The 20,904-nt window shown below is 38.2% G+C and carries 22 protein-coding genes and 1 pseudogene; 21 read left to right on the top strand and 2 right to left on the bottom strand.

Translation table 11 applies throughout. The features are described from left to right. Positions 1–7: 7 nt before the first annotated feature. The 19 genes and pseudogenes from EGS71_RS01135 (at position 8) to EGS71_RS01040 (ending at position 18,590) form a co-directional block, all read left to right on the top strand. The gene (locus tag EGS71_RS01135; RefSeq protein WP_000845226.1) at positions 8–310 is read left to right on the top strand and encodes a hypothetical protein; all 303 of its coding nucleotides are present in this window, start codon (positions 8–10) and stop codon (positions 308–310) included. Continuing rightward, positions 311–637 carry a hypothetical protein gene (locus tag EGS71_RS01130; RefSeq protein WP_001057326.1) on the top strand — a complete coding sequence of 109 codons (327 nt, stop codon included), beginning with the start codon at positions 311–313 and terminating at the stop codon, positions 635–637. Positions 638–1,291: 654 nt separating this feature from the next. Then, positions 1,292–1,594, top strand: coding sequence for a hypothetical protein (locus tag EGS71_RS01120; protein ID WP_225453697.1), 303 nt, complete (start codon positions 1,292–1,294; stop codon positions 1,592–1,594). Positions 1,595–1,611: 17 nt separating this feature from the next. Further along, entirely contained in the window at positions 1,612–2,328 is a 717-nt protein-coding gene (locus EGS71_RS01115) for a DotI/IcmL family type IV secretion protein (protein ID WP_000003236.1), read from the top strand. 17 nt (positions 2,329–2,345) lie between these two features. Beyond that, positions 2,346–3,476 carry a DotH/IcmK family type IV secretion protein gene (locus tag EGS71_RS01110; protein ID WP_001176129.1) on the top strand — a complete coding sequence of 377 codons (1,131 nt, stop codon included), beginning with the start codon at positions 2,346–2,348 and terminating at the stop codon, positions 3,474–3,476. A gap of 8 nt (positions 3,477–3,484) precedes the next feature. Further along, positions 3,485–5,116 carry a DotG/IcmE/VirB10 family protein gene (locus tag EGS71_RS01105; protein WP_001271961.1) on the top strand — a complete coding sequence of 544 codons (1,632 nt, stop codon included), beginning with the start codon at positions 3,485–3,487 and terminating at the stop codon, positions 5,114–5,116. A 24-nt stretch (positions 5,117–5,140) separates the two neighbouring features. Then, on the top strand, positions 5,141–5,995 hold the full coding sequence (locus EGS71_RS01100; RefSeq protein ID WP_000064220.1) for a hypothetical protein: 855 nt from the start codon (positions 5,141–5,143) through the stop codon (positions 5,993–5,995). Between the two features lie 194 nt (positions 5,996–6,189). Next, positions 6,190–6,612: a type VI secretion protein gene (locus tag EGS71_RS01095; protein ID WP_225472448.1), complete on the top strand. Its 423-nt coding sequence runs from the start codon at positions 6,190–6,192 to the stop codon at positions 6,610–6,612. Positions 6,613–6,716: 104 nt separating this feature from the next. Beyond that, the gene (locus EGS71_RS01090; protein ID WP_000036098.1) at positions 6,717–7,136 is read left to right on the top strand and encodes a hypothetical protein; all 420 of its coding nucleotides are present in this window, start codon (positions 6,717–6,719) and stop codon (positions 7,134–7,136) included. A gap of 78 nt (positions 7,137–7,214) precedes the next feature. Further along, positions 7,215–7,973: a hypothetical protein gene (locus tag EGS71_RS01085; protein ID WP_000608872.1), complete on the top strand. Its 759-nt coding sequence runs from the start codon at positions 7,215–7,217 to the stop codon at positions 7,971–7,973. 11 nt (positions 7,974–7,984) lie between these two features. Continuing rightward, positions 7,985–8,992: a hypothetical protein gene (locus tag EGS71_RS01080; protein WP_000573069.1), complete on the top strand. Its 1,008-nt coding sequence runs from the start codon at positions 7,985–7,987 to the stop codon at positions 8,990–8,992. 16 nt (positions 8,993–9,008) lie between these two features. Then, positions 9,009–12,281, top strand: coding sequence for an ATP-binding protein (locus EGS71_RS01075; RefSeq protein WP_000255072.1), 3,273 nt, complete (start codon positions 9,009–9,011; stop codon positions 12,279–12,281). A 63-nt stretch (positions 12,282–12,344) separates the two neighbouring features. Further along, positions 12,345–12,755, top strand: coding sequence for a hypothetical protein (locus tag EGS71_RS01070; protein WP_001009075.1), 411 nt, complete (start codon positions 12,345–12,347; stop codon positions 12,753–12,755). A gap of 9 nt (positions 12,756–12,764) precedes the next feature. Then, positions 12,765–15,500 (top strand): hypothetical protein, encoded by a 2,736-nt coding sequence (locus tag EGS71_RS01065; protein WP_000235147.1) that lies wholly within the window; start codon positions 12,765–12,767, stop codon positions 15,498–15,500. Positions 15,501–15,513: 13 nt separating this feature from the next. Continuing rightward, on the top strand, positions 15,514–15,909 hold the full coding sequence (locus EGS71_RS01060; RefSeq protein WP_000931461.1) for a hypothetical protein: 396 nt from the start codon (positions 15,514–15,516) through the stop codon (positions 15,907–15,909). Positions 15,910–16,053: 144 nt separating this feature from the next. Continuing rightward, positions 16,054–16,362 (top strand): hypothetical protein, encoded by a 309-nt coding sequence (locus EGS71_RS01055; RefSeq protein ID WP_000753507.1) that lies wholly within the window; start codon positions 16,054–16,056, stop codon positions 16,360–16,362. A 125-nt stretch (positions 16,363–16,487) separates the two neighbouring features. Further along, positions 16,488–16,976 (top strand): annotated as a pseudogene (locus EGS71_RS01050) (IS5-like element ISAha2 family transposase); the annotation flags it as partial. 204 nt (positions 16,977–17,180) lie between these two features. Continuing rightward, positions 17,181–17,456 (top strand): metal/formaldehyde-sensitive transcriptional repressor, encoded by a 276-nt coding sequence (locus EGS71_RS01045; protein ID WP_001133625.1) that lies wholly within the window; start codon positions 17,181–17,183, stop codon positions 17,454–17,456. Positions 17,457–17,477: 21 nt separating this feature from the next. Further along, positions 17,478–18,590 carry an S-(hydroxymethyl)glutathione dehydrogenase/class III alcohol dehydrogenase gene (locus EGS71_RS01040; RefSeq protein WP_000842132.1) on the top strand — a complete coding sequence of 371 codons (1,113 nt, stop codon included), beginning with the start codon at positions 17,478–17,480 and terminating at the stop codon, positions 18,588–18,590. Positions 18,591–18,774: 184 nt separating this feature from the next. Here EGS71_RS01040 and EGS71_RS01030 read toward each other — a convergent pair whose 3' ends face one another. Both EGS71_RS01030 and EGS71_RS01025 read right to left on the bottom strand, forming a co-directional pair. Beyond that, a complete protein-coding gene (locus tag EGS71_RS01030; protein WP_001067790.1) occupies positions 18,775–19,479 on the bottom strand; it encodes an IS6-like element IS1008 family transposase in 705 nt (234 codons plus the stop codon). 128 nt (positions 19,480–19,607) lie between these two features. Further along, complete coding sequence (locus tag EGS71_RS01025; protein ID WP_000644490.1) at positions 19,608–20,048, bottom strand: hypothetical protein; 441 nt, start codon at positions 20,046–20,048, stop codon at positions 19,608–19,610. Between the two features lie 225 nt (positions 20,049–20,273). On the opposite strand from EGS71_RS01025, the gene EGS71_RS01020 reads away from it, so the two are divergent. Both EGS71_RS01020 and EGS71_RS01015 read left to right on the top strand, forming a co-directional pair. Then, the gene (locus EGS71_RS01020; RefSeq protein WP_001046277.1) at positions 20,274–20,525 is read left to right on the top strand and encodes a hypothetical protein; all 252 of its coding nucleotides are present in this window, start codon (positions 20,274–20,276) and stop codon (positions 20,523–20,525) included. 22 nt (positions 20,526–20,547) lie between these two features. After that, positions 20,548–20,895 (top strand): hypothetical protein, encoded by a 348-nt coding sequence (locus EGS71_RS01015; RefSeq protein ID WP_001024682.1) that lies wholly within the window; start codon positions 20,548–20,550, stop codon positions 20,893–20,895. Positions 20,896–20,904: the final 9 nt, after the last annotated feature.

The following is a 20,904-nucleotide window of genomic DNA, read 5'->3' as shown; positions in this document are numbered from 1 at the left end:
GGCTTAAATGAAAACAGATGATGTTATTGAACACATCGAAAAACAAAATGTGACAGCAGTAGAATTACTCGATGAGTTTGATCCGAACTTGCAATTCAAATTCGCTAAAGCAATGACGGCGTTAAAACAGGTTATTGATGATGTTCGGATTCTTTATCCAGATGCCTCTTACTACATTCAAGATGATGCTTTTTATCTAATGCTAGGAGATAGCCATTCTGGTGATCATAAACAGAATGCAAATACAAATTTAATTGCATTGACTGATAATCATAAATTGGCAGGGTGTATCTCTGGTGGAGGATTCTAAATGAATATGTCAAACGAATATAAACCAATGCTTATCAAGCACAATAAGTCACAGCCACGTATTAAAAGTATCGAGGACAGGGTATTTCAAGTCTTTGGCATTTTTGCGCTAATTGCTTTTGGGTTAACAACGTGGGACCTCTTTGCCTCTGGGGAGCTCTCAGTTCTAAGTTTTAATATGACTTCTGAGGAAATACATCAGTTATCTGAAGCTTTTATGGAAGCGCTCTTTTCCCGTGTATTTATGTTGGTCATTTTTATTTTCTTCGGTGGTTTTGCCCTACTTAATTTAATCAAACTTATTCAATTGTTTGATTCTGGCAAATAAATTACATAAATAACTTAATAGGACTTTATTATGAAATCAGTAATGCAATTAGGCAAACCGAAAGCTGAAAAAAGTATTTTTCTATCCCAGCTACTTTGTGAATATGAAAATGATCCCACCAAATTTAAGATTATATCAGCTCCAGTAGATACCTCTCAGCTAAACCAAGTTTATAGAAGTACATGCAACGTCGAGGTTAAGTGTATTAAGAAATCAAAGTAGGATAAGCCGTTCTCATTAGGAACATTACATAGACACGGCGTACCAATTCCGGCTACGGAAAAATACAGTAAACGGGCTTGGGTCCGGACACGGCGAATATTAAGTTTTCAGTTATGACAGATGAAAGGACTAATTCCGGAAGCGGAGGAATACAGTAAACGGAAATAGGTCCGTACACGGAAACACAGCTTCAAACGCCGTGATAATTTAAAAATAGACCAGCTTTAAAGCTGGTTTTTTTGTGCAAGCTATTTATAATTAGAAACTATAAATTTTTTAAAACTAAAAAGTTTTCTGAAATATTTTTATTTTCTTAGGTAATTTTAAAAAAAAGATATTGCAGATTTTTAAAAATACTAAGACAATAGCCACTATAAGCAACTGACACTAGATGTGCAGTTTAATTCAAGCTCGTGCCTTAATAATGACGAGATGAGAACTATGAAAGAGTCACAACAACAAGACATTGAACTGTCTTCTTCTTCAGATGAATACAGTACGTGGGGGAATCCTCGCAATTCTCTGAATGTAGATGTTAGAACTAAAGAGTTCTATTCAAATCTGCTTACGCGCATTATCAACTTCAAGATTATTGTTCTTGTTGCTTTGACATTAGTTGTACTTGCACAAGTTGCCTATATCGCTGTTAAAAGAAATTTTGAACAGCTTGTTTTTGATGATGGTTCAAGTACTCCTTGTATTTATAACCCTCTAACTAAAACCTTTCGGCAATAATAAGCAAGGAATAGGTAATGTCTGAACAAAAGCAGAATCAGAACCCGAAAACTAAACCTCGTTTTCCAACTACACCAGAACAGGTTAATAGTGGGTTGGTCGAAATGGCCAAAAAGAATGATGAACTTGAAGACAAGATTAAAAGTCAACGTCGTCAATTATTAGGCTGCATTATCGGTATTGGTGTGTTGGGTACAGCAGTTGCAGTACTTGGTGGCATTATTGGATTGATGCCAAAAGTCGAATACTTTCAGACCGTCAATAATGAAGTAATTTGTAAAATCAATCCGAATGACAATCCTGCATTTACTGACGTAAATGTTGCTGAATTTGCTTCGGAAGGTTTGCTAAATGCCTATTCACTTGATTATCAAAATGCTGACGCTGATATCAATAACACTTTACGCCGTTACTTCACAGATCGTGGGCGTGAAAGCTTCATTACTACACTACGTCAATCAGGTTTGATTGACCAAATCCGTAACAATTTCTTAGTCCTTAGAACTTCTAAGCTGCAAACACCTGAAGTCGCTAAAAATAATGGCATTGATAGTCGTGGCAATCGATTCTGGATTGTTATGCAACCAGTTCGCATGGACTACTTCAACGGTAAATCTCAACCGGCTGATACTCGACAATATATGGCTGAAATTCGTGTTGAAGTTACGCCACGTGATGTCTATAACCCGAAAGGTTTAGGTATCGCCAGTATCGTTTTACGTGCAAAAAATTAATTTAGGGAAGTCTCAAGATGCAGCTAAAGTTTAAAAATCTTGCACTGAGTATGGCGCTAGTCGTTGCTGGTAGTTCTTATGCTGAACCAAGCCAACAACAATCAGGCCAGCAACAGCAAGCTACGGCGCAGCAAACTGTGCCTTCTTCTCAACCACAGGGTAATAACCAATCTCAAGGGAATAACCAGCAACAAGGTCAACAGCAAGCCAATAATCAACAGGCTCAAGCTGAAGCGCCTTCGTATATTGGAACACCTCCACCAAATACGATTAATTTAGGTAATGTTCAAACTTTTGGTAATTCGTTCCCACCACCAGTACGTGTAGCGAAAACTAAAGATGAGATTGTTGCTGAAATTTTAAGTATGGAACTTACCCCGCAACAGGTTAAAAACATCAAGGATCTGCTCTTACGTCAAGAGCGGGATGCTTCTACACCATATACGACAACGGCGCGACCAATTGTACGCTCTGTTCCAATTGATTTGAGCCCAGCAGCTCAACCGCCAGTCTTACGGCTTTCTATGGGCATGTTAACCAGTATTGTTTTTAGCGATCTGAGTGGTAATCCGTGGGAAATTGAAAAAGTTACGTTCAACAAAGAACTGTTTGCAGACGACAGACCAGAACAAGGGCAGGGTCAAGGTGAAAAATCTGATATTTCATCTAAAAACACGAACATATTTTCAATTGAACCTCTTACCGCTACCGCTTACGGAAACGTGACAGTACGTTTAAAAGGTTTATCAACACCAGTAATTTTCATTTTAGCCACTGGTCAAAATGAAGTGGATATGCGTATTGATGCGCGACTAGCTGGGCGTAGTCCAACATCTGTCAACTCTTCGTTACGCGCAAATATGAATGCCACTGGCGTTATGTCGAGTATTGATAGCCAGACACTACTATTTCTAGATGGTACGCCTCCAGTAGAAGCAGAACGCATTAGAACTTCAGATACAAGTGTTGAAGCTTGGAATTTTAACGGTCAATACATTGTTCGTAGTAACGATACAGTGCTTTACCCAAGTTATAAATCAACAGCACGTTCAACAGGCGGCACAAGTATTTATGTCTATCCGGATCCTATTAATCAGGTAACGATTAGTAGAAACGGACAACCGACTACAGTGTATTTTAATAATTAAGGTGTGCTATGAGTGCTGAAAATAATACAAATAAACCAGATGACATCCAGTCTTCGCAAGAGCAATTCACTGGTCAAAATGAAGCGACTCACTCGACTCATAATTCCGATCCTGAACGCAGGGATCCATTGACGCCTGAATATGAGACGTTTGAAGAAAATCAGACAGCAACTTGGATACCAAGAAATGATGCAGATAATCGCATCAATATGAAATTTGGTGATAAGTTCAAGCTCTACTGGCGTGAAAACGGTGTGTTCCGTTTTATCATCATAACTGTTGGTGCAGTAATTCTTCTTATCCTATTTTTCCTCATGAAGTTCATCTTCAGACAGGATGCGCCGGAACAAATTAATCCGGCAAATATTAAGATGGATGCTCCGCAAAGCAATACTAAGCAAGCGGAATATGTATCACAAGAGCAATATACAGCTATACGTAAACAAGAAGAAATTCTTGCAAGACAGGCGGCGGCTAAAGGCGAAAGCTATACACCACGTAATCTTGTTATTGCTCCAACAGATGCTCAAGGTCAAGTGGTATTACCTTCAACATCTAATGCTCAATACGGCGCTATGAACCCGCAACAAGCTGGTTTAATGAATAGTACTGGCCAATTAACTTATGCAAATCCAGCAGTGGCAGGACAACAAGGTCAGATGCAACAGCAGGGAATGCAGCAAGGCCAACCGCAACCTCAATACATACCAGTTCAAACACAAGATTACGTAAGTGATGTTGCTGCGAATTATGAGCAAAATAACAATCAATTTGCGAACTGGTTTGATGAAGAAAGTCAACGCCAAATCACTGCAAATAAAGAGCAAGAACAAACAATTAACAGTTTTGTTCTTAAACAGATTGGTCAGATCACGGGTGCTGAGTTTGACGCTAACGGAAATATGATTCCGAAGAGCAAAGACAAAAAAACTAAAGCCGGTTCATACGCACAAAAAACCTATTACACGGCGCCAGCAAGCGCAGACAATTCCGGAAACGGAAGTAATACAGGTAACAGTGCAAACAATGCTCAGGATGCTTCGCCGTTTTCCGCTAACGGAAATAATCCAGTAAACGGTAAAAAGTCCGGAACCGGAAAAGTGTTGATTCCAGCCGGAACTCGTTCAATTGCTCGTTTATTGGGTGAAGTGAATACAGATGACGGCAACCAAGTCTTTGCACAAGTTACCAATGGCCCATTAAAAGGCCGCAAAGTGTTTGGAACAGTTTCTAAGTCAAATGACAATATTCAATTCAAAATTGATCGTGTCTTGAGTGATGGTAAGAACAAAGAATTTTCTATCGACGCCGTGGGTCAAACGTTGCAAGGCTCATATGGAATGGCGACATATATCAAACGCCATACTTTACAGCGTTATGGTGCATTAATCGCAAGTGGTATTGCACAAGGTTACGGTCAGGCATATAGCCAAGCTTATGGCCAACAAACTTATACAAGTGGTGCAACAGTGATTGAGACTAAGGATCCATCTGGTGAGCGTATTGCCGGAAACATCATTGGTCAAGTTGGCCAAAATGCAAGTCAGGAAATTCAGCAAATCGGGCGTAAACAAGTGACATATATCACTCCAGTCGGCACCGTTTTCTACATTTTCTTTAACCAAGATGTGACTGAATAACAATCGAATTTGGAGAAATTAAAAATGTCAAACGAACCACAACAACCTAATTATGATGACGATTTTGACTATCAGACACAGGCACAACAACCAGTTGATTCGACTGATAGACGTAATAAGTTCATTTTAATTGGCGCAGTTATCTTCGCTATTTGTGTTCTTACGTTCATGTTTATTTCAACAAAAATGAAAAAAGCACCACCGAAAGATCAAACTATTGAAGCTCCAGCTCCAGATCAAACGGCATATCAACCACCGCCACAACCAGTGCAAATGCAGCCACAACAACCGGTTGGATATTCGCAAAATTCAATGGTGGCCGTGCCAGAAACGATGCCAAAGTCTACTGATCCAGTGAACGGTACAGTGATGGTTAAAGATATGACTGGTAAAGACGTTGATGCTTATTCCGTGGACGGACAAAACGCCATTATTCAATTCAACAATGCTAATGGTTTACAGCCGATCCCATTGAATATGCCAGCTCCAGTAGCGCCAAATATCAATAATCAGGCGAATAATTTTAATGAGCAACGTGTGATTACGTTAGAGCAAGAAAATTCACAGCTCAAGGCTCAAAACAATTCACTACGTACATTGGCCCAAGATCAGCAACTTAAAATTGGACAGTATCAAGCATTGATTAAAAATGCACGCGCAAACAACGGCGCAAATATTGTGCAATTACGTGAAACTAAAAAAGGTGTTGCTTTGAATAAAGCATTACCACGTGGACAAGAAGTAGTAGCGACTGTAGGCAATCGTGTTTGGTTATCTGACGGTAAGCAATATAACTCATATGGAGTAGGCCAACGTCTACCAACGGGTTATCGCGTTCTTGATGTAAATGAAATGGCTGGCGAAGCTTCATTTAAGTAACAAAGCTACAAACTAGACCAAGATTATAGGGGGCGCGCATGGAAACTATAGATATTTTGCAAAATATGGGTTTCTTCTTCGTAGCAGCTACCGAATTGCTTCGATACTTCTTTGTAGTGTCTGGTTTTTACATATTTCTTCATGCGCTGGTTGATTTTGTTCAAATTTCACAACCAGCTTTAGCAGGACGATTTATGACTCAAATACGCCGACCAAGCGCATTTGGGGCATCGATGAAACTTATTATCGCAGCGTTTCTTTGTACGTTGGGTTTAAGACTTCAGTTGCTAGACATCGTTGGGTCACTCATTAGTGACACAACACCAGCAGGGGTAACTTATTACGATTACACACAGTACACAGGCAGCTCTTATACAGACGAGCTCAACTTAGCAGTATTGGTAATCATCGGGGTTTTACAATTTTTTGGATTATTAGCCATTGGTCGTGGTCTATGGATCTGGCGCGATAATGCTGACGGCATTGCCAAATTATCTGTAGGTCAAGGAACAATGTTCATGATAGGAGGAATGTTAGCTTATAAAGTTGAAGTTGTGCACGCATTTTTAGCGTCGTGGTTTGGCTTAGACTTTTTCAAAATCATAGGCTTAACCTAGAAATGAATATTAATTTTTTTAACATCTGAGCTGGTAGATCCACTCAGTCCAAAACCAACTCCTAGCCAATTTCGGCGGAAAAAGGAAAGAAGGAAAAATTTTTTATGAGCAAAATCAATAACTTACAGAAAGTAAAAAACGTTGGTCAAGATATCTATGCACAACTTGGCGTTGCTTTCACTATGGGTTCATTAGGTATTACTAATGCGATTGCGGCTCCAGATACTACCAATCTAACTGGTGGTAATCGTCAGGGACAAGCAACAGGTGGTGACTCTGTGGGTGACATCCGTGATCGTGGTATTAACGCAATGGATGCATTCATGTCATTCCTTCAATATGCGGGAATGTTAGTTGGTTTCATCGTTTTCGTAATGGGTGTTATCGACTTCTTAAATATCGGTAAGCCGGGTAAAGATGCCACTGCTGGTAAAGCTGGATTGAAGCTCTTGATTGGTGCTGTTTTAGCGGGTGCTGGTTACTTCTACTGGTCTGCTGCGAACTCTGCCTCTGGCAACGTCTAAGCGCGTTTAAGAGGTATTGTAGGGAGAGCTCCGGCTTTCCCTACAGCTTAATTTAAATATGCGATTAAGGGGATTATCATGATAAACAAAAGCATTCAACTCGATACCATAGGTGATACTGAGAAGTTTTTACATGCTTTAAAAATTGATTCTTCTTCCTTTTTCAAAAAGCATGACCATCGTTGCTATTTTTGTGATTTTCGGGATCTTCGTTTTCTTGAGGTCCACCATCTAGATGGAAATCACAACAATAATAATGAGTCGAATCTTGTGCCGGCTTGTACTTTATGTCATCGAGCGCATCATTTAGCTTGGGTGCTAACAGATCGTTCGGGGTTGTTAGGTATATGTCATGAGTTGGACCAGATCAGAATTAATCATCTACAACGTTTTGTTCTCGTTTTAGCTAACCATCCGGATCCTAAGCTGAAGGCATTTTTTATCAAGGGTGGGATGTTCCAGACCGTACTTGATAATATTGCAATGGAGTATTACCGTCCGGATGTTGATGAGAAGACGATTCGTGAAAGTATCGATTCTGAATTCCCTCAAGCAACGATTGATTTAAAAGAATCACTCTTTACTGACCGTATTAATGCAATTTATGTGAGACAGTCTCTATCATCAAATGATGGGTTAGAACGCCTCATTTATGCAATTAATGAGGTTAAGCAGAGTAATAAGACGATAGCGCCGAATGCGTTTTTCCCGTTTGTTCTGTTATATAACCAAAATATCTTTTCTAAAGAGCAAATTGATTATTACCTTTCATTAGATGAGTTTAATCCGGAGAAGTGGACTCAGCTTTTTGAAGAACAACTTCTTAAAGCCGGTTAATGGAGGTCATTATGATTGAAAGTAACCTAAATCCATTTCTGTTTAGAGCTCTGCCAAATATAGAGCATGCTTGTATTGGTAACGCTTACGATTTAATGGCCAATCAATTCGAACAAGCGCCTATAAATGTTCAAGAATGGTTTCACTTGCATACCGGCTTTATAGATACCGGATTAGAGCTTACTGACGATGTTGAGACGGCTTTTGTAACGATACTATCGAACCAAGTAGTACGTTTACTGGAGCAAACACGATTGCCTTTATTCAGTACTCCGGATCCTGAATTAGAACCATTTATTGCCGATAGTATGGATGATGAGCTCTGTCTGGTATCTATTTCACTAGAAAATTTGACGGCGCAACAAATCAAGATTCGTACTTTATTAGGTTTTGGTCCTCAACTAGTTATATTGAAGTCAAATAGTGATTTTTTTGACATGCATGGGTTCGAGTTGGTAGTAACTGATTCTTTCCCTTGTACTTCATTTCGATTGTTTATTGAGTCAAGTAAGCGGAATTTACTATCTACATTCAACAAAACTTTTATGCTTCAGCAAAACACTATTGCAAATGAACTTTTAAATGGTCCAGCAATCTATAGTGATTTATTTAAGCAAGCATTACGTCAACAAATCTGTTCAAAGCTATGTGCTGAAGATGATTTGGAAATATCAGTACATGACAAGGAACTTTGTGATGATGCTGGAAATTTATATTTTCATATTGGCTTTAATCAGACATTTAAGCATCAGTTTTTTCATTTAGTTTCTAAAAATATTCTTATTTCTCCTTTTCATATCGAACGTCTAATTGGCGAAGGAAACGAACTTCTTGAAACACCGGCTGCTGCTCAATCGAATTTAGAAAGTTTAGTTACATTCATGTTGGTGTACATGGCCATATATGAAAAAGAGGCTCTAGATTCAATCAATTCAACAAATATTAATGATGATGATGTTCTAAATATGATTATGTCTAAATTGGAACAACATTCTAATAATTACCCAAGTTTTAGTTAAAAAGGTGAGATCAGCTATGGTAAGCACTGCGACTCCAAAAAGAGCAGATACTAGAAGTACTGCGAATAATTCTAAAGCGAACACCAAGCCAACTAAAGTGAAAAGACGCTCTTCTTTAGTGTCTTCACTTGAGCTGATACTCGTATCGCTTGCGAAAATGTTTAAAGCTTCAGCAAATGACTATTGTGAAATAGAAACGGTTGATGGTCGTTTCAATTTGGTCATGCAAGACGGTACGATGGTTACGATCTTGAAGTATGAAGGTATTCGTTCAACAATTGATTATCACCAAACATTTATGGGTGAAATTGACCGCTTAAATAACTATCTGAAGAATAATTTAAATGCAGTAAACAGCCATAAGATTATGGTGTTATTTAGACGTGATGATGCAGTAAATTCAGAATTAAATCGTATTGTTGATATCCAGAAAAATACAGCACGTAAAGTCAATATTCGTCTGGATTCTTTCATTGATGAAATGCGTGATGTTTATGCACCGTATATTTACGATGAAGAGATCTATTTTGCTTTAATGACCAATCCGAAAATTTTGGATAAATCCGAAATTGCCGGTGATTATAGACGAACTGCTGATATTGTTAAGAAATACAATATTCCACCGATGTCAGATGCACAGAACCTTTTACATGGCTTGTCTTCGTTAAAATCAATTCATGATACATTCGTATCTGGTGTGATTAGTGAACTTGAACATCAAGACTTTAAAGGGGTTGTAGATAAGCTAGATGTAAGTGCTGCTATTACGGCAACTGGCCGTATGATGAATCCACGCTACTTTGATCCAAACTTTAAAGCATTTTTGCCGAATAGTGGAATGCCTATTCCTTTACGTTGGAAAAACCGTACTGATCCTCAAGATCTGTCTCACGTTTTATATCCTCGTATTTCTGATCAATTAATGACTCAGACGATTACTCCATTAAACAGTAAAGATAAAGCCGGAGACATCACTGTTCCAAAAAGTGCTGTTCAATGCGGTGATATGGTCTATGTTCCAATTCCTTTAAAAACACCTCCATCACCAAGTTTTTCAGGCACATCTTCTGTAATGCCTACATTTATTGATTTCTTCGACCGAATGAATCAACAAACAACTGAAACATCAGATGGTTCAAGTCGTGCAATTCCTTATGCCGTCTCATTTATGTTATCTGGCGATGGGATGGCATCTATCGGTATCAAACGAGCCGTAACGGCGGTAGTAGGCTGGCAAGGAGCTGCAAACCAGCAAATTAAGGCCGCTGGTGATTCATTGCAGCGTTATAAAGATTATGGTGGTTGTGTAGTCGGTTTACAGGTTTCGCTCATGACTTGGGATGAAGCTACTCCAAGAGGTATTGAGCGTTTACAGATTCGCCGATCTAAACTTTGGCGTGCTGCACAAAACTGGGGACATGCCGTTCCACTAGAGCGTACAGGAGATGCTGTTAAAGCTTATTTAACTCATTTTCCTTTATCTACTATGCATCATGCGCCACTTTGCCCAGCACCTTTACCTGATGCATTGCATTTACTTCCTCTTGACCGGCCAGCTTCCCCATTTAAAAAGGGTACAATGGTACAACGTACACCTTGCGGAAAATTAATTCGTATCGAGCACTTCTCTGAAGAGCTGGCATATAACTACACCATTATTTCCGGTACGATGGGTTCCGGTAAATCGATGCGTATGAACGATGAGCTGTTTGAAGCTTGTTTGGCGGCCGGTCTAGAACGCTTACCTTATATCTTTATTTCAGACGTTGGTGTGTCATCTTCAGGTCTGGTTTATGGCATCCAGAATGCTTTAGATCCTTCACGCAAACATTGGTGCGTGTATAAGCGAATCTCGAAGAGTGCTAAGGACGCAATTAACCCGATGGAAACTGCGGTTGGTCTTCAGTATCCATTATCAAACGAGTTTGATCAGATCCGCGCATTCCTTGTAACGCTTGTTACTCCAGCGGAAAACGAACATCCTGAACCTGAGATGAGCGCGGTAATCTCTTTGATTATTCGTGAAGCATTTAAATTCTTTGCTACTGATAATGATCAAAGTCAGCCAAAGATCTATCAAACAGGTCAGTCACATGAATTAGATCTACTTTTACGTGAATTAAGAATTTCATTATCTGAAACACTTCCGTTGCATGATCTGGCTTTATTGTGTCATCAACTTGCTGAACAAATTGTTTCTAATGAAGAAATACAACAAGTTAGAAAGAATAAGCTTTTACGTGCACGTAATTTGGCACACCGTTATGCAATGCCAATTTTGAGTGACTTAATTACGGTTGCCAAGAAAGAAGAAATTCAGCGTATTTATGGTGATTATAAAACCTCACACGGCGAAAATATTCTTGATGCAGTAACCCGTTCTCTTTCTCAAGCAGCAAACGATTACCCTAACTTTAGTACGTTTACTCAATTTGATATTTCTGACGCGCGTATTGCTTCTGTGGATCTGCAAGACGTAATTGTTAAAAACAACCGTAAAAATAACTCATTGTTCTTCCAGATCGTGCGTATGTTCTATAAAAAACGTATCGCATACAGTGAGGAAGACTTAACCCGTGGTGAGATACCTAAAGATTATCTTGACTATTACAGCAATTTAGTTGCAGAGCTGAAAATCGATAAAAAATATATGGTTTTCGATGAGATGCACAACATTAAATCTGACAACTTTATGATTGCTGAACTTGAGCGTGACAGTCGTGAGATCCGTAAATGGGGTATTGCTTACTACTTAAGTTCACAATATATCAGTGACTTTGGCATTCTTACCAAAGCTGCCAGTCGTTTTGTTGTATGTTCTCAAGGTTCACCTGAAGAACGTAAAGACATTGTGAAATACTTACAACTTACTCCAGCTCAAGAAAAACGTTTAACTTCCATTGTGGGTTTACGTTCATCTGGTATGACGTACCTTTCTAAAGTGATTAACGAGCGTAATGATCAATATGTTCAATTCTTCACCTCTATGATTGGGCCTAAACGCCTTTGGTTATTAACGACGAATCCGGAAGATCAGGCAGTTCGAAGCATCATGCGTAAAAAACATGATCTGGAGACATGTATTGATATCTTGGCTACAGTGCATCCCCGTGGTGTGAAAACCATTGTAAATACCCTGAAAGAGCAACGTGCTCTTGAAATCACTTCTTCAGCAGCTTTAAGTCTGGAAGAGGAAGAGAATATTAAGCTGGGTATTTATACCGAACTGGTGGATGAGGCGATTAAAACTTATAACTTCATTCAAAGCCAAAAACTCAGAGTTGCATAATTAAGGTTAAGGAAAAAGCTTTCATTTATGAAACCTTTTTCCTTTATTTCAGAAATTTGAGTCATGAATTTTCACGGTAATTCACTAAGTCAGATTCAAGATAAGATCCAGATCTTAATTTTTGAAAGTGATAAAGAAGAGTCATTTTTAGGTGAAACGATTCATTTTTATCAGTTCTGGATTGAACTCTTGTTTTTTCTAAATCAAAAGAAAGAGGTTGAGATTGATATGAGCAAAATACAATCATCAGAAGACCTTCAGGATTTGGCAGAATTGGCCTACGGTCACTTATATACAAGCTTCATGGAAAAGTATGGCAATGATTACTACCAGACAGTAAAGCCGCTGCGTGAATATCTTGATTCGCTGCCAGCTTTTAATCCGGAGGATCCTAATTCTTATGAATCTACTGCCACTAAAGAACAACATGCAAAGATCATTTGTAAATTTTCAAATACCGGTTTAAAGCAATAGGGATAAATGATGGCTACACCACGTTTTAAAGGTGCATCGGATAGATTTAAACCGAAGGACCAGCGTGTTGATACACGGGATATCATCACTAAAATACACGTAGCTCTTCAAACGTCAGAAGGGTCGATGTATTTTGCCATAACGATCACAATTGTAGTTTTTGTAAGTTTCTTTTTTCCTTTATTACTCATAATTGCAACGCCAATTGCAATATTGATCACACGTAAATATTTAATACCCCAGCTTCGCTATATCAATATGCCTTATCGGGTGCCGAAGCATGCAAATATGCCAGATGGATCATTCGATGGTGTAGCGCGGAAAGTAAATTTAAGGAAAAACCCTGAAAAAGCTTATGGGCAGGGGGTTTATTATTACGGTATTGACCGTCAAAATCATCAGCAAATCTGGAAAAGTGATAGTGATGAACGTGTACATGACTTGCTAATTGGTACGACTGGTGCTGGTAAAACTGAAACCATTAAGATGGTCTTGACGAATCCATTACTTCAGAATTCTGGTTTTATCTTATCGGATGCGAAAGGTACGACTGAACTTGTAGCCGAACTTATGTATTTACTGACGCGATTCATGCGTCAAGACGATTATCTAGTCACAAACTTCATTACTGCTGGCCGTGATTTGCTGGTACGCCAAGAAGATAAAATGACAAACACATTTAATCTTATGTCGTACACTTCTGCTGCAATGTTGAGTGAACAACTCGTCTACCTTCTCGCGGACTCTGAGGGTTCTGGCGGTGACATGTGGAAGGATCGTACCATTACCTATTTAACGGCCACAACACACTTATTAACTTTTTTAAGGGATAGAGGATTATTATTACTTGAGCCAAAAACATATGTTGAATACCAAGAGCTCAATCAATTAATACGAGCAGCTTACGGGGAAGATTTTGATGATAATTATAAAAATTTTGGTGAGATTTATATTACGGCCGTTTCACCTCTGCGTGCCTACCTTAAATCATTAGCAGGGTTTGATGAAGGTAAACTTTACAAACAACCGGAAAAATGTGTTGAGCAGCATGGTTATGTAATCATGCAATTTACTCGTGCTATTTCAGATCTTAGTTTTAACTTCGGTCATATCTATGGAACCAAATCTGGCGAAATTGATATGTTCGACGTAGTTCTAAACCGTCGTTGCTTGATCAATGTTTTACCGGCATTGCAGAATGCGCCCCCAACAATCCGGATGCTTGGTAAACTTTTTGTAGGCTCTATTAAGCAGATGATGGCAGGAGCGCTGGGGAACCGTATCGATGGCATGGTACGTAATGTCATTGAAGCGAAAATTACGGCTTCAGCGACATGTTTTAAGATTGTTCTAGATGAGCTGGCATATCAAATCGTAAAAGGCCTGTCTGTGATCCCAGCTCAAGCACGTGGTTTGACATTCAGCTTAACGTTTTCAGCGCAAGAGCTTAAAGATATCTTCGTTGCCGATGAAGCTGAAGGTGAAGCGATTGTAGCTAACACCGGTACTAAAACTTTTGGACGTATCAACTCCGGTACGGAAGGTTTATCGATGCAGCGTTTACGTAGTCTGGTGGACCAAGTGACACAGTCAGTAGTAAACGGCTACAACATTGCTTCTTCAGCAATGGGAATAAATTATCAATCTTCTACAAACGTTAATATCGAAAAGCAGGACCGGATTAGTTATCAGGATATTGCATCTCAACAAGAAGGTCAGTTCACGATCGTAGTTGCTAAAAAGATCGATGGTGGTAAAGAGGGTGGTGTATTCGCTATTCATGCTCAAACTATGTTTGTACAACCACCGAAACTAGCAAAGATCCGGTTAAATGATTTTGTTTCGATTGAAAAAGAGCTGACCTATTTTGATAGTAAGAAATATGATAATGAGCTTAAAAACTTTGCTTATCAGTTAGCAGAGAACAAGATCCTCCAAAGTTGTCCAAATTATAAAAAACATGCCATTGGCGTTCTAAATCAGGTCGATACTCACCTTGAAAGTATCAGTAAAATGGCGAAATTATACGAGACTGATGTTAAGTCCGGTTTCTTCGCAATTATGCGTACAATGCAAAATATGCTGGATTCAGTTCAAATATCAGGCTTTAGTGCTCCTTTTTATGAAGTTGTTGATTCAACTTTTGCAAATGAGATCGATGGAGCTCTAGATTCAATATTTACTGAAATTAAACTTGATACTGAAGAAGTCGATGTTGTTTTAAATAAAACAATTGATCACATTCAGGATGAACGTTCTCAGGATCTATTAACAAAAACTAGCGAAACAATTATCGATGAGATCGTCGATCAATACCTAAATTTAGATTCAAGCGAAATAGAGACAATAGAAGCTGTTAATGCATATATCGAAGCACTTCCAAACGTTTACGATGACCAACTTTATAGTGAAGAGTTTGCAACAACGGTTAGAGAGCATTTAAAGCAGCATGATATCTATATTCAATCGTTAGATATTCCATCATTCGAAGACTTATTAGAACTTGATCAATGTGCGGCCGAAGCTCAAAAGAGTATCTTCAGTGATGATTTTGAAGAAGATGATTTATTTTCAGATGCTCAAGAGCGATACAACTATGTAACCGACTTCATTAAATGCAAAAACTTAGTTTTTGAAGAAAAGGAAAAGGAAATCGAATCTGAAGATCAGGAGATCTTGAGCAAGCTGGAAAAGTATCACGAAATTGTATATCGCATGATCAGTGCGAAGCTCAAAGATAAGTAAACTGGAGAACAACATGTTAAATGAGGTTACTATGAGTGCGTACCAAATTAAGCATAATTATGATATTGGTGATCGAGGGATTTTTATTAAATTTCTTGATCAACCTAAAAGTGATGAAGTTAAAAACTTAGCTATTTATTTGCAATTTAAAGCAGAACTAATACTTGATGAAAGTATCACACTGGACAATATGACAATTGCTCAATTTCTTTGGCTTCAAGGTGCAAAAATATTAGATAATAAGCCAGATACATATTGTGTAATTGATATGTATTTTGACCGATATGAAAGATGTGGTGAATGGTATCGGCATAGTTTTAGCGCGTATGATGAAAAATATGGTGAACAAGCATCAAAATTTTTAATTAATAAAGCAAGAGGTAAAATTCTTGAAGGCAATGTAATTTAGTATGAGTTTGATACTACTTGATATGTATCTTTTTAGATGGAACTCTTTTGTATGCCTATACCAGTGTATGAAGAAGTGTGAGTTCTAATTAACTATGCGACATTCCAAACAACCATGCGATAAGGCTTGCTCAAGGGAATTTAGATGAAAAAAACAAATGTCCATATCTTCATTTGGAAATTTGTAATTGGATTATTCTTTTTTAGTTTTCTTATGACTTATGTTCACTCAAATGCTGAAATTACAAATTTATCAATGTTGTTTTATGGGTTTAAGGTAGGTCTGTGGTTTGCAACTATTGCTACCACTTTGATTTGTGTATTGCTCGGTTTAGCAAAGCTCTTAAACAATAAACCTGAGAAAAATGAGCTTATTTACTCATGGTTTTATACATCGACAAAATATACGCTAGTGTTTGTTTGCACATTAGCTGTTGCTATTTTTGTCGCATAGTTAAGTGTAATTTTTTTGGTCTTATCGCAACATTGATTAGTAAATTTGTCGCACAGTTCTTTAGAATATTGAATGTATTTTATTGATATTTTATAAAACTGTCGCTTAGTAAATTGGAACTGACACTTCATATTGGCATCGATGCTGAAACCTTGCAAATACGTGCAGTACAGCTTACTACAAATAATGTGAGCGATTCGCAAGTACTCGGTGATTTACTTGCTCAAATTCCCTTAGATGAACGAATTGATTCGGTCTATACCGATGGTGCTTATGACACGAAGCACTGCAGACAAGTCATTCTAGATCGAGATGCACATGCGCTCATTCCGCCAAGAAAAAATGCAAAACCATGGAAAGATCAGAAATTGAGATCTTTAGAGCGGAATGAGTTACTGAAAACAGTTAAACGTTTAGGAAGAACGCTTTGGAAAAAATGGTCTGGTTATCATCGTCGAAGTTTAGTTGAAACCAAGATGCATTGCATCAAACTATTAGGTGATAAATTAACAGCAAGGAGTTTTTCTAGTCAGGTGAATGAGATTCATGCACGCATAGCCGTATTGAACAAATTTACAGAATTAGGTCGTCCTCATACCCAAGTTGTCACTTGAATTCTGTTCAAATGAGCAGAGTGTTATCTTTTAAATCTTTGTGCAACAAAGCCCATCAGCTCTACGATGTTAATTTAAAAAAAACTAAAAACAGGGATAGAAAATTTTCGCTAAAGAGCTTTTTGATTTTCGATTTATAAAAAATATTGCTTTTTTTATACTATGGGGTACTATAGTATAAAAGCTAGCAAATAAGGAGGTCTGATGCCTAATCAGGTTGAAGACAAAAAAAAGATTCTTCTACGCGTCAGAAGGATCAAAGGTCAGACGCAAGCGATTGAAAAAGCGTTAGAAGACAATGTGGAATGTGGTGCAATTCTGCAACAAATATGCTCTGTGCGTGGTGCTATTAATGGTTTAATGAATGAAATGCTGGAGGTTCATTTAAAGGACACTTTAGTATCAGGTGAAACCACAGAACAACAACGAAAAGAAGAATTGGCTGAAATCGCCAAGATTCTAAAATCATATTTAAAATAGATCTGTATAAGGAATTATTCCATGAAGTCACGTGCTGCCGTTGCGTTTGCTCCTGGTCAACCTCTTCAAATTGTTGAAGTTGATGTTGCACCACCGAAGAAAGGTGAAGTATTAATCAAGATCTCCCATACCGGTGTGTGTCATACAGACGCATTTACTTTATCTGGCGATGATCCTGAAGGTGTTTTTCCGGCTATTCTCGGGCATGAAGGTGCTGGTGTCGTAGTTGAGGTTGGTGAAGGCGTGACTAGCGTCAAACCAGGTGATCATGTAATTCCACTTTACACCGCTGAATGTGGCGAGTGCGTATTCTGTAAATCTGGAAAATCGAACTTGTGTATTTCCGTTCGCGAAACTCAAGGTAGAGGCGTAATGCCAGATGGTACCACTCGTTTTTCCTATAATGGTCAACCGATTTACCACTATATGGGCTGCTCAACGTTCAGTGAATACACGGTAGTGGCAGAAGTATCATTGGCTAAAATCAATCCTGAAGCCAATCACGAACATGTCTGCTTACTGGGTTGTGGTGTCACAACGGGTATCGGTGCAGTACACAACACGGCTAAAGTACAAGAAGGTGATAGTGTTGCGGTCTTTGGTTTAGGTGGTATTGGTCTGGCAGTCGTACAAGCCGCACGTCAAGCTAAAGCAGGACGTATTATTGTGGTTGACATGAATCCAGATAAATTTGCGCTGGCAAAAGAGTTTGGTGCAACGGACTTCTTAAACCCTAAAGACTACGACAAACCAATCCAGCAAGTCATTGTCGAAATGACTGGTTGGGGTGTAGATCATTCATTTGAATGTATTGGCAACGTGAATGTGATGCGTGCAGCTCTTGAAAGTGCACACCGTGGCTGGGGACAATCCGTAATTATTGGTGTAGCTGGCGCAGGTCAGGAAATCTCTACCCGTCCATTCCAACTGGTTACTGGTCGTAAATGGCTAGGTTCTGCCTTTGGTGGCGTAAAAGGTCGTACGCAACTTCCAGGAATGGTTGAAGATGCCATGAAAGGTAAAATTCAATTAGAACCATTTGTGACACATACGATGGGCTTGGATCAGATCAATGAAGCCTTTGATCTAATGCATGAAGGTAAGTCAATTCGTACTGTAATTCATTACGAATAATTCCGTCAGACCTTATAGTTTTCCATGCATGTGCATCATGAATGACATGCATGGAATCCTCTAAAACGGCACATTATCTGTAAAACCGATCTATCTGTGTAGGCATCGTGTATAGGTTCAACAAACCTGCCTGGCACTGTTGCAAATAGAGATTTGAGTCGATGAAGTTCCTTTTTAAAAGTGCTTAGAGACCGAAAACCCTGTTGATTAGACACACTTCACCTTGAGGCTGACCATAATAAAATGACGATGCTTGTCCTTTACGTAGTGCACGCATGACTTCAATACCTTTAATTGTGGCATAAGCCGTCTTCATAGATTTGAATCCTAATGTGGCCCTGATGATCCGCTTTAACTTACCATGATCACATTCAATGACATTATTTTTATACTTAATCTGCCTGTGCTCAATATCTACTGGACATTTTCCTTCTCGCTTTAACCGTGATAAAGCATGGCCATAGGTCGCTGCTTTATCTGTATTGATGACCCGTGGAATTTGCCATTTTTTCACCGTATTGAAGATCTTTCCTAAAAAACAATAGGCTGATTTACTGTTCCGTCTAGCGGAAAGGTAAAAGTCAATCGTATGACCACGTTGATCAACTGCACGATACAGGTAAGTCCATCGCCCCTTCACTTTGATATAAGTCTCATCCATATGCCATGAATGTAAATCTGTAGGATTACGCCAATACCAGCGTAAGCGTTTTTCCATTTCTGGAGCATAACGCTGAACCCAACGATAAATTGTGGTGTGGTCAACATTCACACCTCGTTCAGCGAGCATTTCTTGAAGTTCACGATAGCTGATGCCATATTTACAATACCAACGAACAGCCCAAAGAATGATTTCACCTTGAAAGTGCCGACCATGGAAGGGATTCATCTGCTGTATCTCGAAATAAATAAGATATTTAGCTTATCATGTCAGCCTATTTGCAACAGTGCCTTCTATAATCCACAACTTTTTCTGAAGGGGTTTTAACCAGCTTGCCCCCATTTCTTTTACTTGGTTCAGGCATGTAATGCTCCTAGAGAATCGGGATCAACCTCTAGAGTATCTAAAGCTAGGTTTAGAACAGGTAAAGTTGTAACTGAGAGTACATAAGCTCCAATGTATAAATTTGGCTCATGGTACTGGTTTACTAAGCGATCAAAAACTTTACCTAAGATCAAAACAAAATGCTGAAGCGAAGCTAAATCGTTTTGGTCCTTAATTTGTCCGGTTGCAGACAATAAAGTATGAAGATGCTTCTTAAGTCGAAATGCAGAGCTAATTTGAATAATATTTTTGGCGTTGTTGAGCTTTTTAAGATAGCTCATAATACTTGAGCTTTGATTAATGATAGGGAGTATTTCAGCTTTGATAAGCTCATAGCTCGCTTCAGTTAAGTGAATAACATGAGTCTCAAGTACAGCTTGGTTTTGTACAAAATTTACTGTAATTGCTTTCATAAGTGCCTTCCTCATCAGTTCATCAAGAATCTGACTGTTTTGTTAATTATAAGACCTTAAGTCTGTGTTGTAGATAGATAACAACCTACAATCTCATTTTAGATGAAATCTTAGTTAAGTCAATATAAATTGTACAAAGTACAACTAATTAATATTTCATATTGTAATGCTAACTCTAAACAAATATAATGAATAGGCAAAAATTAAATATTTGGAGAGGGATAAATGAATAAATATAATGTAAAAATTTTTGAAGGTAATAATAGAATTTTGCATAGAACTGTAAAAGCTGGTTCGATTGAAGCTGCATACTATTGTGAAAATATTATTAATAATCTTAAAAAAGAGGTAGGTGTTTCTGTATTAAATTTAACTTACAGTACTATTTATGAATTTCAAGGAAGTGCAGAATTATGGCTTTCAAATACTAAAACTGGTAGAAAAATGTTTAGGTTGGAAGCTATAATAGTTTCGTAAAATATAAAATAAGGTATCAATTATGAACATTAATTTAAAGTTTATTATTTGGCATTATCTCATTCCGATTATTTTCCTAAGTATTTCTTTTTTTTATTGTTATTGTATTTTTTGGCTATATAGTGATGAGATTAATAATAGTATTCTAACCATTCTTGGTACTATTGTCTTTATAGAAGGAAAGGATCTAGATAGATTTATTTCTCCTCTCAATTGGTCTACGGTTGAAGGTGCTTACTCGTTAGTTCAATTTATGCTTGCTAATGTTACAGTTTTAGGCGTTAAATTTGTTTTTTGGGGATACCCTTTTTGTAAACTAGGAATTAATATTCTAGAGAAGCAGCAAATGAAAGTTAAAACTGCTCACTAAGAGCAGTTT

The sequence above is a fragment of the Acinetobacter sp. FDAARGOS_559 genome (genome assembly GCF_003940475.1).
Taxonomy (GTDB): domain Bacteria; phylum Pseudomonadota; class Gammaproteobacteria; order Pseudomonadales; family Moraxellaceae; genus Acinetobacter; species Acinetobacter baumannii.
This window is presented reverse-complemented; position numbering and strand designations above follow the sequence as displayed.